This window comes from Micromonospora sp. NPDC049836 (assembly GCF_044465125.1).
Lineage (GTDB): Bacteria > Actinomycetota > Actinomycetes > Mycobacteriales > Micromonosporaceae > Micromonospora.
In genome coordinates, this window is record NZ_JBITLH010000016.1 from 1 (window position 1) to 13321 (window position 13321).

Annotated in this window: 10 protein-coding genes; 8 read left to right on the forward strand and 2 right to left on the reverse strand. The window is 72.0% G+C overall.

Features of this window, described 5'->3' with window-relative positions:
- Positions 1-735: 735 nt before the first annotated feature.
- The 3 genes from ACIBPB_RS29585 to ACIBPB_RS29595 all read left to right on the forward strand — a co-directional run bounded on the left by ACIBPB_RS29585 (position 736) and on the right by ACIBPB_RS29595 (position 3595).
- Positions 736-1920, forward strand: coding sequence for an NAD(P)/FAD-dependent oxidoreductase (locus ACIBPB_RS29585; RefSeq protein WP_396842724.1), 1185 nt, complete (start codon positions 736-738; stop codon positions 1918-1920).
- A gap of 129 nt (positions 1921-2049) precedes the next feature.
- Positions 2050-2433, forward strand: coding sequence for a DoxX family protein (locus ACIBPB_RS29590; protein ID WP_396842725.1), 384 nt, complete (start codon positions 2050-2052; stop codon positions 2431-2433).
- Positions 2434-2701: 268 nt separating this feature from the next.
- Positions 2702-3595 (forward strand): RNA polymerase sigma-70 factor, encoded by an 894-nt coding sequence (locus ACIBPB_RS29595; RefSeq protein WP_396842726.1) that lies wholly within the window; start codon positions 2702-2704, stop codon positions 3593-3595.
- A gap of 62 nt (positions 3596-3657) precedes the next feature.
- On the opposite strand, the gene ACIBPB_RS29600 is transcribed toward ACIBPB_RS29595, so the two are convergent.
- The gene (locus ACIBPB_RS29600) at positions 3658-3969 is read right to left on the reverse strand and encodes a hypothetical protein (RefSeq protein WP_396842727.1); all 312 of its coding nucleotides are present in this window, start codon (positions 3967-3969) and stop codon (positions 3658-3660) included.
- Positions 3970-4358: 389 nt separating this feature from the next.
- Here ACIBPB_RS29600 and ACIBPB_RS29605 point away from each other — a divergent pair, with 389 nt between their 5' ends.
- Genes ACIBPB_RS29605 through ACIBPB_RS29625 form a run of 5 tightly spaced genes read left to right on the forward strand, consistent with a single transcriptional unit; the run spans position 4359 to position 12378 of the window.
- On the forward strand, positions 4359-8024 hold the full coding sequence (locus tag ACIBPB_RS29605) for a nitrate reductase subunit alpha (RefSeq protein WP_396842728.1): 3666 nt from the start codon (positions 4359-4361) through the stop codon (positions 8022-8024).
- Positions 8024-9721, forward strand: a complete 1698-nt coding sequence (narH, locus tag ACIBPB_RS29610; RefSeq protein WP_396842729.1) for a nitrate reductase subunit beta — start codon at positions 8024-8026, stop codon at positions 9719-9721. The genes ACIBPB_RS29605 and narH overlap by 1 nt, the downstream gene beginning before the upstream one ends.
- Complete coding sequence (gene narJ, locus ACIBPB_RS29615) at positions 9718-10338, forward strand: nitrate reductase molybdenum cofactor assembly chaperone (protein ID WP_396842730.1); 621 nt, start codon at positions 9718-9720, stop codon at positions 10336-10338. The genes narH and narJ overlap by 4 nt, the downstream gene beginning before the upstream one ends.
- Positions 10335-11096 (forward strand): respiratory nitrate reductase subunit gamma, encoded by a 762-nt coding sequence (narI, locus tag ACIBPB_RS29620; RefSeq protein WP_396842731.1) that lies wholly within the window; start codon positions 10335-10337, stop codon positions 11094-11096. The genes narJ and narI overlap by 4 nt, the downstream gene beginning before the upstream one ends.
- Positions 11097-11127: 31 nt before the next feature.
- Positions 11128-12378, forward strand: coding sequence for a nitrate/nitrite transporter (locus tag ACIBPB_RS29625; protein ID WP_396842732.1), 1251 nt, complete (start codon positions 11128-11130; stop codon positions 12376-12378).
- Positions 12379-12465: 87 nt separating this feature from the next.
- Here ACIBPB_RS29625 and ACIBPB_RS29630 read toward each other — a convergent pair whose 3' ends face one another.
- Entirely contained in the window at positions 12466-13311 is an 846-nt protein-coding gene (locus tag ACIBPB_RS29630; RefSeq protein ID WP_396842733.1) for a DUF4097 family beta strand repeat-containing protein, read from the reverse strand.
- Positions 13312-13321: the final 10 nt, after the last annotated feature.

A 13321-nucleotide genomic window follows, 5' to 3' on the forward strand; every position in this document is an offset into this window, starting at 1 on the left:
GCAGTCTACGATGGACGATCACGTACTCTGACGCCTGATCCGGCATCGGCGGTCCTAGCTGCGCAAACACCGCGAACAGAAGTGCGGCTGGAGTATTAGTACTGCAACGGCAGTTATGGCGGATCGTGGCGGGGCGGTGCAGACGGCGCAGCTCTGCTCCCCGCGCACGCGGGGGTGATCCCTCCACCCGGTACGTTTTCCCGGCGGCGTGCGTCTGCTCCCCGCGCACGCGGGGGTGATCCGTCGGGCCGGGTGAACCGGGGGTCGTGGTGGACCTGCTCCCCGCGCACGCCGGGGTGATCCTGCCTCGGACTCGGCCGCCCGTCGCGCGACGTAGATCATCCCGAAGGTGACCTCGTCTCTTCCGGTAGCGGCAGCAAGCAGCATCGCCCACCCGCCGGCCAGGAGGGCGAACAGGGTGGCCCCCTGGGCCTTGGCGCCCACCCGTGCCGCTTCCTCCACCTCCGGGTCGGCGCGGGCCAGCAGTGCTCGTACGTCTGGTGTGGATCAGCCTGGGCTACACCAACCGTGGGAACAGGGCAGAAGAGTCGTGCCGCGGTGCGGGAGTGCTACACCGCCCCCCACGGTGGCCGCCGCCGAAGCCCTCGCGAAGCGTTCGCCTCGGCGGAACCCCGCCTGTTCAGCCCGGCCTGCGCAGTGGCCTCGCTCACACGATGTCAGCGCGATCGGCCACTCGGTGTCTTGAGGCCGAACCCTTGGATCGGAGGAAGCGCTATGCCTGGGAACATCGATGTGGTGGTGGTCGGCGGCGGGTACGCCGGGGTCATTTCGGCCAATCGCCTGACGCAGCGCGGCGATGTGGCTGTGACGTTGGTCAATCCGCGCCGGACGTTTGTCGAGCGGATCCGCCTGCACCAGGTGGTGGGCGGGTCCGATGACGCGGTCGTCGACTACCGAGAGGTCCTGGCCGAGGGCGTCCGGCTGGTGGTCGACACGGTGACCCGGATCGACGCGGCCGAGCGCTGCGTGACGCTGGCGGACGGCGGCACTGTCGGCTACGAATACCTGATCTACGCGGTGGGCAGCGCCAGCGCCGCTCCGGGCACGCCCGGAGCGGCCGAGTTCGCCCACCCGATTGCCAGCTTGGAGGAGGCGCAGCGGCTGCGGGTGGTCCTCGACGGTCTCCCTGGTACGGCCTCGGTGACGGTGGTGGGAGCCGGTCCGACCGGCATTGAGGCCGCCGCCGAGCTGGCAGAGGCCGGCCGCACGGTGACCCTGGTCTGCGGCGGGCCGCTCGGTCCGTACCTGCATCCTCGGGCGCGACGCTCGGTTGCCAGGCGGCTGGCCAAGCTCGGGGTGACCGTGGTGGACGGGCCCGGCACGAAGGTGACGACCGTGACTCGCGATGCCGTGCAGCTCGTGGACGGCCGCGAGTTGCCGAGCACGGTGACCGTCTGGACCGCCGGGTTCGGCGTGCCGGACCTGGCCGCGCGCAGCGGACTGCGCACCGACGCCTTGGGCCGCCTGCTCACCGATGAGACGTTGACCAGCGTCGACGACGTGCGCATCGTCGCGGCCGGGGACTCGGCGGCGCCGTCGGACCTGCCGTTCCGGATGAGCTGCCAGGCCGCGACGAGGATCGGCGCGCACGCCGCCGACACGGTGCTGGCCCGGATCAGGGGTGCGCAGCCGGTGCCCATCAACCTGGGGTTCTTCGGCCAGTGCATCAGTTTGGGGCGGCGCGCCGGAATCTTCCAGTTCGCCTCCAGGGACGACACCGCCAACGGCTTGTACATCGGCGGCGGCCCGGGCGCGAAGCTCAAGGAGTTCGTCTGCAAGCACACCGTGCAGCACCTGACGAACGAGGCACGCAAGCCCGGCTCGCTCACCTGGGTCAAGGATGACAGGCGCCAGGAGTTGCTGCGGGCCAAGCGCGACGAGGCGGCGATTCGCCGCTAACGGACGGCCTGCGCCAACCATCGATGATCCCAGCTCAAGCGGTTACCAGCTACCACGGGTGTCCCGGCGGAGCTCCGTCCGTGCCGGATGGGTTTCGAGGCACCCGAGTCAGAGACAAGGACAAACCGGATGAATCTAGCGCTGTGGATCGCTGCCGGATTGCTGGCAGCGGTCTCTCTGACCGGCGGCATCACCAAGACGCTCGTACCCAAGGAGAAACTAGCTGCGTTGAAAGGCGGGGAATGGACCGGACATGCCAGCAAGGGCTTCATCAGGACCATCGGGGTTCTCGAGCTCCTGGGCGCGGTGGGCCTGACCCTGCCCGCCGTTCTCGACATCGCGCCGTTCATGGTGCCGGTGACCGCCGTCTGCTGGGTTCTGCTCATGGTCGGCGCGACGATCATCCACGTCCGCCTGGGCCAGCCCCGGCTGGTAGTGGTGAACCTGGGCTACGTTGTGCTCGCGGCCTTCGTCGCATGGGGCCGCTTCGGCCTTGAGCCGTTCACCGGATGACGAAGATGTGCCGATGGCGAGGTAACGCCGTGTTGGCGCCGCGGCCCCGACCGGCCGGCGCCCCGGCAGCGGCTCCGGCCGGGCTGAGCCGACCGGTCGCGGCCAGCCCGTGTCCGGCAGGCCCTGGATCGGGTACGAGCGCGGCGTCGCCGGTCCTGCCAGAACCAGCACCTCGGCAGCAACACAGCCGGCAGCGCCACCGTGCGGATCGCGCAGGGCCGAAGGTCTCCGGCGACCAGGGCCGCCCGCGACAGAGAAGGGCCACGATATGAGCCGCGCCATCGACCCGGCGACGGACACCTTCGTCACCTACCGCAACCTGCTCTTCACCATCGCGTACGAGATGCTCGGATCGGCGGCCGACGCCGAAGACGTCCTCCAGGAGACCTGGCTGCGGTGGATCAAGGTGGACGCGAAGAACGTGCGCGACCAGCGCGCCTACCTGATCCGGATCACGACCCGGCAGTCGCTCAACCGGCTGCGTGCCGCGAAACGCCGCAAGGAGGCCTACGTCGGCCCTTGGCTGCCCGATCCACTGCTCACCGCGCCGGACGTGGCCGAGGACGTAGAGCTCGCCGAGAGCGTGTCCATCGGGCTCATGATCGTCCTAGAGACGTTGTCGCCGACGGAACGCGTCGTCTTCGTGCTGCGCGAGGCTTTCGATGTCAGCTACGACGAGATCGCCGTCGCCGTCGGCAAGAGCCCATCGGCCGTCCACCAGATCGCGCACCGCGCCCGCCAGCACGTCGACGCCCGCCGCCCTCGTCAGGTGGTCTCCCCGAGCGAGACCCGGGCGGCTCTGAGAGCGTTCCAGCGCGCGGTCGAGGGCCGGGACCTGCAGGGACTGCTCGACGTGCTTGCTCCTGACGTAGTCCTGGTGGGCGACGGAGGCGGCGTCAAGCAGGCCGCCCTCCGGCCGGTCATCGGCGCCGAGAAGGCGGTTCGGATGCTCTTTGGTGGTCTGGGCAAGGTCGACGGCACGCTCACCGCTGAACCGACCGTGGTCAACGGCAATCCGGCACTCCTCGTACGCCTCGACGGCGAGATTGACGGCATCATGGCGGCCCGTGTCGAGGACGCCCGCATCACCGGCCTCTACTACGTCCGCAATCCCGAGAAGCTGACCCGCGTCGAATCCGAGACCCCGCTGACCCGGCGATGAATCGAGTTGCCCGGTAGCCCGACGGCCCTCGATCGTCGGGGGTGGAGCGGCGGCTCCACTGCTCAGTCGGTCTCGATATGTCCCGTGGTCGGGTCAACGACGCCCAGGAAGCCACGGATGTTCTCCACGTGCTCGTCGAGCGACGGGTTCGGGGTCGGACTCACCCCGAATCCGTAGCCGGGGTTCGGCCCGCTGATCCACGTGTAGTCGGTGCCGCCGAACTCGTTCGGGCGGCAGGTGAACACCTCTCCGTCGACCTCGAGCGTGAGCGATGCGACGTCAGAGGCGCCTTCGAGGTCGGGACGCAGGCCGGGTACGGCCTCCGAGTCAGCCGCCCGGTCGCCGTCGCCGTTGTCTGGGTAGATCGCCTTCACCCCACCATCTTGGTCGAGTCGCCGGGCCGGCGTCCCGATCTGCCGCCGACGGTGCGTGTCGCTACCGGCCGGGCCGGGACGACGCGCAGCACGTTGTCGAACAGTCCGAGCGGCAATTGCCGGGCTCGACTTCGCGCTCCGGAACGGTGATCGGACTGCTCGACTGAACGGGCCGCCCGGGCCCCTCGTGGCGAGGGTCCGGCCACGGGCTGGACCGACGGCGCCCGCTCGGCGGTCGGCGCCGGCGGTGATCTCGGGACTTTCGGCCCGGGTCCCGGCAGGTGATCTCCGGTCAGGATCGTCGCGATGGGGCCGCTCCGGGTTGCGCTCCGGCACGCCTGCCACGAGCGTGGGGCATTACGGCAGAAGCTATCGAGGGAATGAGGCGTATGTCGCGAGCGACCGAGAGTGCGGAACGGGCGCTGCTGGCGGTGGGTGGACTGGTCCGCCGCGCGGAGGTCTCCGCCGACGGCCGGACGCTGCACCAGATCGGCGGGCGGGAGGCGGACGCCTTCTACCGCGACCGCTGGTCCTACGACAAGGTGGTGCGCTCCACGCACGGGGTCAACTGCACCGGCTCGTGCTCCTGGAAGGTGTACGTCAAGGACGGCATCATCACCTGGGAGCAGCAGCAGACCGACTACCCGAGCGTCGGGCCGGACCGGCCGGAGTACGAGCCGCGCGGCTGCCCCCGGGGCGCCGCCTTCTCCTGGTACACCTACTCCCCCACCCGGGTGCGCTACCCGTACGCCCGGGGGGTGCTGGTGGAGCTGTACCGGGAGGCGAAGCGGCGGCTCGGTGACCCGGTGGCGGCCTGGGCGGACCTCCAGGCCGACCCGGAGCGGCGCCGCCGCTACCAGAAGGCGCGCGGCAAGGGCGGCCTGGTGCGGATCAGCTGGGACGAGGCGCAGGAGATGATCGCCGCGGCCCACGTGCACACGATCGTCGAGCACGGCCCGGACCGGATCGCCGGCTTCTCCCCCATCCCGGCGATGTCGATGGTGTCGCACGCCGTCGGCGCGCGTTTCGTGTCGCTGCTCGGCGGGTCGATGCTCTCCTTCTACGACTGGTACGCCGACCTGCCGGTGGCCTCCCCGCAGGTGTTCGGCGACCAGACCGACGTGCCCGAGTCCGGCGACTGGTGGGACGCCTCGTACTTCGTCATGTGGGGCTCCAACGTCCCGGTGACCCGTACGCCGGACGCGCACTGGATGGCCGAGGCGCGCTACCGGGGTCAGAAGGTGGTGGTGGTCAGCCCCGACTTCGCCGACAACGTGAAGTTCGCCGACGAGTGGATGCCGGCCCAGCCCGGCACCGACGGCGCGCTCGCCATGGCGATGGGGCACGTCATCCTCAAGGAGTTCTTCGTCGACCGGCGCACCCCACGGTTCGTGGACTACGTGCGCCGCTTCACCGACCTGCCGTTCCTGGTCACCCTGGAGCCGGGCGCCGACGGCGCGTACCGGCCGGGGAAGTTCCTCACCGCCGCGGAGCTCGGCGAGACCGGGACGGAGGCGGCGTTCAAGACGGTGCTGTGGGACTCGGCGGCCGGCGCGCCGGCCGTGCCGCGCGGCAGCCTCGGGCACCGCTGGGGCGAGCAGCCGGGCCAGTGGAACCTCGACCTCGGTGCCCTGGAGCCGGCGCTGACCTGCCTCGGCGCCGGCGACCCGGTGGAGGTGGAGCTGCCCCGCTTCGACACCGACACCCCGCAGGTGCTGCGCCGCGGCGTGCCCACCCGGACGGTGGCCGGCCAGCTCGTGACCAGCGTGTTCGACCTGCTGCTGGCCCAGTACGGGGTGGCCCGCGACGGGCTGCCCGGGCAGTGGCCGGCCGGCTACGACGACGTCGCGGCGCCGTACACGCCGGCGTGGCAGGAGCCGATCACCGGGGTACCGGCCGCGCAGGTGGCGCGGGTGGCCCGGGAGTTCGCCGACAACGCCGAGCGCTCCGGCGGCCGGTCGATGATCCTGCTCGGCGCGGGCACCAACCACTGGTTCCACTCCGACGCGACCTACCGCGCAATCCTGGCGCTGGTCACGCTCACCGGCTGCCAGGGGGTCAACGGCGGCGGCTGGGCGCACTACGTCGGGCAGGAGAAGTGCCGGCCGGTGACCGGCTGGCAGCAGCTCGCGTTCGGGCTGGACTGGGTGCGCCCGCCCCGACAGATGATCGGCACCGCGTTCTGGTACGTGCACACCGACCAGTGGCGCTACGACACCTACTCCGCCGACGTGGTGGCCTCGCCGACCGGCACCGGCGCGTTCGCCGGCAAGCACACCATGGACCTGCTGGCCCAGTCCGCCCGGTCGGGCTGGATGCCGTCGGCGCCCACCTTCGACCGCAGCCCCCTGGACCTGGCCGACGAGGCCCTCGCGGCCCGGCCCGACGACCCGGGCGGCTGGGTCGCCGAGCAGGTCGGCGCGGGCGCGGTGCGGTTCGCCTGCACCGACCCCGACGCGCCGGAGAACTGGCCCCGGGTGCTCACCGTGTGGCGGGCCAACCTGCTCGGCTCGTCGGCCAAGGGCAACGAGTACTTCCTGCGCCACCTGCTCGGCACCGACGCCAACCTGCGCGCGACGGAGGCGCCCGCCGAGCTGCGCCCGAAGGACGTGACCTGGCGGGACGAGGCGCCCGAGGGCAAGCTGGACCTGCTGGTGTCGCTGGACTTCCGGATGACCTCCACGACCCTGTTCTCCGACATCGTGCTGCCGGCCGCCACCTGGTACGAGAAGCACGACCTGAGCAGCACCGACATGCACCCGTTCGTGCACGCGTTCACCCCGGCGATCAACCCGCCGTGGCAGACCCGGACCGACTTCCAGGCCTTCCACGGCATCGCCCAGGCGTTCTCCGCGCTGGCGGCGACCCACCTGGGCGTACGCCGGGACCTGGTCGCGGCGCCGCTGCTGCACGACACGCCGGACGCGATGGCCACCCCGTACGGCCGGGTCCACGACTGGGCAGCCGAAGGTACGGCGCCGGTGCCGGGCCGCACCATGCCGAAACTGCTGGTGGTCGAGCGCGACTACGCCGCGGTGGCCGACCAGATGGCCGCCCTCGGGCCGCTGCTGGACTCCCTCGGCACCACCGGCAAGGGCGTGTCGGTGGACGTCCGGCCGGAGGTGGACTACCTGCGGCACAAGAACGGCGCGGTGCGCGGCGGCGTGGCCGACGGGCGGCCGTCGCTCGCCACCGACGTGCACGCCTGCGAGGCGATCCTCGCGCTCTCCGGCACCACCAACGGCCGGGTGGCCACCGCCGGGTTCCACGACGTGGAGAAGCGCACCGGGGTACGCCTGGCCGACCTGGCCGCCGAGCACGAGGGCAAGCAGATCACCTTCGCCGACACCCAGTCCCGCCCGGTGCCGGTGATCACCAGTCCGGAGTGGTCGGGCAGCGAGCACGGTGGGCGGCGGTACTCGCCGTTCACCATCAACACCGAGCGGCTCAAGCCGTGGCACACGCTGACCGGCCGGCAGCACTTCTTCCTCGACCACGACTGGATGCACGAGGCCGGCGAGGCGTTGCCGATCTTCCGGCCGCCGCTGGACATGCACAAGCTCTTCGGCGAGCCGCGGTTGGGCGCCAACGGGGAGCTGGAGATCACCGTCCGGTACCTCACCCCGCACTCGAAGTGGTCCATCCACTCCGAGTACCAGGACAACCTGATCATGCTGACGCTGTCCCGGGGCGGGCCGACGATGTGGATGAGCGAGGCCGACGCCGCGAAGATCGGCGTACGGGACAACGAGTGGATCGAGGCGGTCAACCGCAACGGCGTGGTGGTCTGCCGGGCGGTGGTGACGCACAAGATGCCCGAGGGCACCGTGTACATGTACCACGCCCAGGAGCGGGTGATCGACGTGCCGAAGGCGGAGGTCAACGGCCGGCGCGGCGGCATCCACAACTCGCTGACCCGGCTGCTGGTCAAGCCCACCCACCTGATCGGCGGGTACGCCCAGCTCTCCTTCGCCTTCAACTACCTCGGTCCGACCGGCAACCAGCGCGACGAGGTCACCGTGATCCGCCGCCGCTCCCAGGAGGTGCAGTACTGATGCGGGTCATGGCGCAGATGGCGATGGTGATGAACCTCGACAAGTGCATCGGGTGCCACACCTGCTCGGTCACCTGCAAGCAGGCGTGGACGAACCGGTCCGGCGTCGAGTACGTCTGGTTCAACAACGTGGAGACCCGGCCCGGGCAGGGCTACCCGCGCACCTACGAGGACCAGCAGCGGTGGCAGGGCGGCTGGACCCGGACCCGCTCCGGCCGGCTCAAGCCGCGCGCCGGCGGCCGGGTGAAGAAGCTGTTCAGCATCTTCGCCAACCCGAAGCTGCCGTCCATGCAGGACTACTACGAGCCCTGGACCTACGACTACGAGCACCTGCTCACCGCCCCGGCCGGCGACGACACCCCGGTGGCCCGGCCGAAGTCCCTGCTCACCGGCAAGGACACGAAGATCTCCTGGAGCGCCAACTGGGACGACTCGCTGGCCGGCGGCAACGAGATCGCCGCCGGCGACCCGGTGCTGGCCAAGGTGTCCGACCAGGTGAAGCAGGAGTTCGAGAAGACGTTCATGTTCTTCCTGCCGCGCATCTGCGAGCACTGCCTCAACCCGTCCTGCGCCGCCTCCTGCCCCTCGGGCGCGATCTACAAGCGGGCCGAGGACGGCATCGTGCTGGTCGACCAGGACCGCTGCCGGGGCTGGCGGATGTGCGTGACCGGCTGCCCGTACAAGAAGGTGTACTTCAACCACCGCACCGGCAAGGCGGAGAAGTGCACCTTCTGCTTCCCGCGCATCGAGATCGGCCAGCCCACCATCTGCTCGGAGACCTGCGTCGGCCGGCTGCGCTACCTGGGGCTGATGCTCTACGACGCCGACCGGGTCGCCGAGGCCGCCGCGGTCGAGGACGAGCACGACCTCTACGACGCCCAGCGGTCGGTCTTCCTCGACCCGCACGACCCGGGGGTGGTCGCCGCCGCCCGGGAAGCCGGCATCCCCGACGACTGGATCGACGCGGCCCAGCGCTCGCCGGTCTGGGACCTGGTCATGCGGTACGAGGTGGCGCTGCCCCTGCACCCGGAGTACCGGACCATGCCGATGGTCTGGTACATCCCGCCGCTGTCGCCGGTGGCGGACGTGCTGCGGGACACCGGCCACGACGCGGAGCAGGCCGGCAACCTGTTCGGCGCCATCGACGCGCTGCGCATCCCGGTGGAGTACCTCGCCGAGCTGTTCACCGCCGGCGACCCCGAGCCGGTGCGCGCGGTGTTGAACCGGCTCGCCGCGATGCGCGCCTACCAGCGCCGGATCAACCTGGGTGAGACCCGCGACGAGTCCATCGCCGCCGCCGTCGGGATGACCGGCGCCGAGATGGACGAGATGTACCGGCTGCTCGCCATCGCCAAGTACGAGCAGCGCTACGTCATCCCCGCCGCGCACGCCGAGGACGCCCACCGGCTGGAGAAGGTCGCCACCGAGTGCAGCCTCGACTACGAGGGCGGCCCCGGCATGGGCGGCGGCGGCCCGTACGGCCAGGGACCCTTCGGGGAGTCCTCCGGCACGCCGGTGCCGGTGCAGGTGGAGACCTTCCACATGCTGCGCGACCGGCAGACCGCCGACGGCTTCACCGACCCGGGCGACGAGCCGCGCCGGGTCAACCTGCTCAACTGGGACGGCAAGGGCACCCCCCGAGGGCTCTTCCCGCCCCGCCATCCCGAGTCCGAGCCCACCGACGGAGGTGACCGGTGAGCCAGCCGACCTGGCGGCGGGTGGCCGCCCGCGCGGCGTCCCTGCTGCTGCGCTATCCCGACGACGAGGTGCTCGCCGCGCTGCCCACCGTGCGCGCCGCGCTCGACGGCGTACCGGCCCCGGTGGCCGGGCCGCTGCACGAGGTGGTCGCCCACCGGGCGGCCGGCACCGCCGGCGAGCTGCGGGCCGGGTACGTGGAGTTGTTCGACTTCCGCCGCCGCTGCTGCCTGCATCTGACCTACTACACCTGCGGCGACACCCGCCGCCGCGGCGAGGCGCTGGTCGGCTTCTCCGGCGCGTACCGGCGGGCCGGGCTGGCCGTGGTCGACGGTGAGCTGCCCGACTTCCTGCCGGCGGTGCTCGACCTGGCCGCCGCCGACGACGGCGGGTGGCGGCTGCTCCGGGACCACCGGGTCGGCCTGGACCTGCTGGTCGAGGCGCTGGGCCGGGAGCGGTCGGTCTACCGGCACGCGGTGGCCGCGGTACGCGAGATGCTGCCGCCGGCCCAGCCCGCGGACCTGGCCGCCGCGGCCCGGCTGGCCCGCACCGGACCACCGGCGGAGCAGGTCGGCGTGGAACCGTTCGGACTCGTGGACACCTCGGGAGGCCGCCGATGAACATCCTGCTCTGGGTCGTGTACCCGTACCTGGCGCTGGCCGTGCTGGTCGGCGGCCTGATCTGGCGGCACCGGTACGACAAGTTCGGCTGGACCACCCGCTCGTCGCAGCTCTACGAGAGCAACATCCTGCGCTGGGGCAGCCCGCTGTTCCACTTCGGCGTGCTGATGGTGCTGGTCGGCCACGTCGGCGGCCTGCTGGTGCCGAAGTCCTGGACCGAGGCCGTCGGCGTCACCGAGCACACGTACCACCTGATGGCCGTGTTCATCGGCACGGTGGCCGGCCTCTGCACGCTGATCGGACTGGCCATCCTGATCGTCCGCCGGCGGCTGACCGGGCCGGTCTTCGCCGCCACCACCCGCAACGACAAGGCGATGTACGTGGTGCTCGCCGGGGTGATCGTGCTGGGGCTGCTGGCCACGGTGCGGGCCAACGTGGTCGGCGACGGCTACGACTACCGGGAGACGGTGTCCCCGTGGTTCCGGTCGCTGTTCTACCTCAGCCCCGACCCGGAGGTCATGGCCGGCGTGCCGGTCGGCTTCCAGATCCACGTCGTGGCCGCCTTCGCGCTCTTCGCGTTCTGGCCGTTCACCCGGCTCGTGCACGCGTTCAGCGCCCCGGTCGGCTACGCCACCCGCCCGTACGTCGTGTACCGCAGCCGCGACGACCGGCCCGGGCTGCGGCCGGCCCGGCCCGGCTGGGAGGGCCCGCCCCGGCTGCCCGCCCCGGGCGGCGACCGCCGCCGTACCCGCCGCTGACCCGCACGACGACGCCCCCCGGAGAGCTGCGATGAGCATCGCCCGCGACAGCCCGGCGCCCGGCAGCACGCCCGCGGCCGGCAGCGCCGGCGCCGGCCCGCCCGGACCGGCCCGGTCCGGCGCCACCGTGCAGCTGGCCCTGGCGACCCTCGGGTTCCTGGTCAACTTCTGGGCGTGGGCGCTGCTGGGCCCGCTCGGCCCGGGCATCAAGGAGCGCCTCGACCTCAGCTTCGCCGCCCAGTCCCTGCTGGTGGCCGTGCCGGTGGTGGTCGGCTCGCTGGGGCGCATCCCGGTCGGCGCGCTCACCGACCGGTACGGGGCGCGCGTGGTGTTCCCGCTGGTCACGGTCGCCACCATCGGGCCGGTGCTGACCCTGAGCGTGGTCTCCAGCTACCCCGCGCTGATCATCACCGGCTTCTTCCTCGGCATCGGCGGCACCGCCTTCGCCGTCGGCGTGCCCCTGGTGTCCGGCTGGTACCCGCCGGCCCGGCAGGGCTTCGCCATCGGCGTGTTCGGCGTCGGCATGGGCGGCACCGCGATCGCCAACTTCACCACCGTCCGGCTCGCCGACGCCTACGGCCCCCGGGCGCCGTTCCTGCTCGTCGCCGCGATCCTGGCCGGTTACGCGGTGCTGTCGGTGCTGCTGCTGCGCGACGCGCCGCAGCGGGCCCGGCCGACCGGCTCGGCGTGGCGACGGCTCCGCGCGGTCGGCCGGCTGACCGTCACCTGGCAGCTCTGCTTCCTGTACGCGGTGGGCTTCGGCGGTTTCGTGGCGTTCAGCGTGTACCTGCCCGCCTACCTGCGCACCGCCTACGGCCTCGACGCCGCCGACGGCGCGTTGCGTACCGCCGGCTTCGTGGTCCTCGCGGTGGCCGCCCGGCCGCTGGGTGGCTGGCTCTCCGACCGGCTGCACCCGGTGCCGGTGCTGGTGTGGTGCTTCGGTGGGGTCGCCGCGTTCGCGGTGGTCCAGGCGTTCCAGCCCACCCTGGTGCCGGTGGCGACGGTCGCGCTGCTCGGCATGGCGGTCCTGCTCGGCGCGGCCAGCGGTGCGGTGTTCGCGCTGGTCGGCAAGGTCGCCCCGGCCGACCAGGTGGGTGCCGTCACCGGCCTGGTGGGCGCCGCCGGTGGCCTCGGCGGCTTCGTCCCGCCGCTGGTGATGGGCTGGGTCTACGGGTCGCAGGGCTCCTACGCGATCGGCCTCATGCTCCTGTCCGACGTCGCGCTGGCCGCCGCAGTCTTCACCGCGGTGCGGATGGGCCGGCTGGTGGCACGCGACACCTGACCCGGCGCGAACGCCCGGCTCCGGTACCCGACGTCGGGTACCGGAGCCGGGCCGGACGTCCCGGGACCGGTCATCCGCCGGGCAAGGTCAGGCGCGGTGGATGAGGATGTCGCCGAACGCGGTGCGGGCCCGCACCTCGGCCTTCTCGTCGCTGTCGGCGGGTCCGGCGGCGGCGTCCAGGCCGTTGCACACCTTGCCGAACTGGGTGTGCAGGTCGAGCCGGGCCGCCGTGCCGCGCCGGATGCCGATCTCGATCCGCCCCGCCGCGGTGCGCAGGCTCGCGTGGCCGCGCACCAGCTCACCGATGCGGATGCTGCCGTTGGCGGTGGTCGCCGCCACGGAGCCGGCCGCGTGCTCGGCGGAGACGTCGCCGTTCGCGGCGTTGATCCGCAGTTCGCCACGCGCGTCGCCGATCCACGTCTCGCCGTTGCCGTTCTTCAGCACGGCGTGCCCGCCGACGGTGCGGAGGCTGACCTTGCCGGAGCCGGTGGTGACGTCGGCGTTGCCGGCCACGTTCTGCGCGATGGCCGCGCCGAAGCCGGTGTGCAGGGTGAGCGTCCCGGCGTCCTCGACCTGCAGGTCCCCGGCGCCGGTCTTGAGCCGGCAGTCGGCCAGCGCGCCGGAACAGGTGACCGTGCCGGCGCCCAGCTTGCCCTCCACGCTGGAGCCGGCCGGCAGCTCGATGGTCACCTCGACCGAACCGGTCCTGCCGAATACGCCGAAGCCGGGCTGCTTGGTCCCGCGGATCACGAGGCGGCCGGCGGCGTACTCCACCCGGGTCTGCGCGGCGGCGCGCACGTCGCGCTCCTCGGCGTCATCGGCCGGGCGCACCTGGACGACGGTGTCGGTGCGCGCAGCGGCGACGATCCGTACGTCGCCGGCGACGAGTTCGACCGACGCGGTGATCGGGGTGGGGGTGTCGAAGGATGGCATGTTGCTCCCC

Excerpts from the sequence above, each read along its gene's own strand:
- narH (WP_396842729.1), top strand. The coding sequence starts at position 8,024 with ATGCGGGTCATGGCGCAGATGGCGATGGTGATGAACCTCGACAAGTGC.
- narI (WP_396842731.1), top strand. The coding sequence starts at position 10,335 with ATGAACATCCTGCTCTGGGTCGTGTACCCGTACCTGGCGCTGGCCGTG.
- ACIBPB_RS29585 (WP_396842724.1), top strand. The coding sequence starts at position 736 with ATGCCTGGGAACATCGATGTGGTGGTGGTCGGCGGCGGGTACGCCGGG.
- ACIBPB_RS29595 (WP_396842726.1), top strand. The coding sequence starts at position 2,702 with ATGAGCCGCGCCATCGACCCGGCGACGGACACCTTCGTCACCTACCGC.
- ACIBPB_RS29590 (WP_396842725.1), top strand. The coding sequence starts at position 2,050 with ATGAATCTAGCGCTGTGGATCGCTGCCGGATTGCTGGCAGCGGTCTCT.
- ACIBPB_RS29605 (WP_396842728.1), top strand. The coding sequence starts at position 4,359 with ATGTCGCGAGCGACCGAGAGTGCGGAACGGGCGCTGCTGGCGGTGGGT.
- ACIBPB_RS29630 (WP_396842733.1), bottom strand. The coding sequence starts at position 13,311 with ATGCCATCCTTCGACACCCCCACCCCGATCACCGCGTCGGTCGAACTC.
- ACIBPB_RS29625 (WP_396842732.1), top strand. The coding sequence starts at position 11,128 with ATGAGCATCGCCCGCGACAGCCCGGCGCCCGGCAGCACGCCCGCGGCC.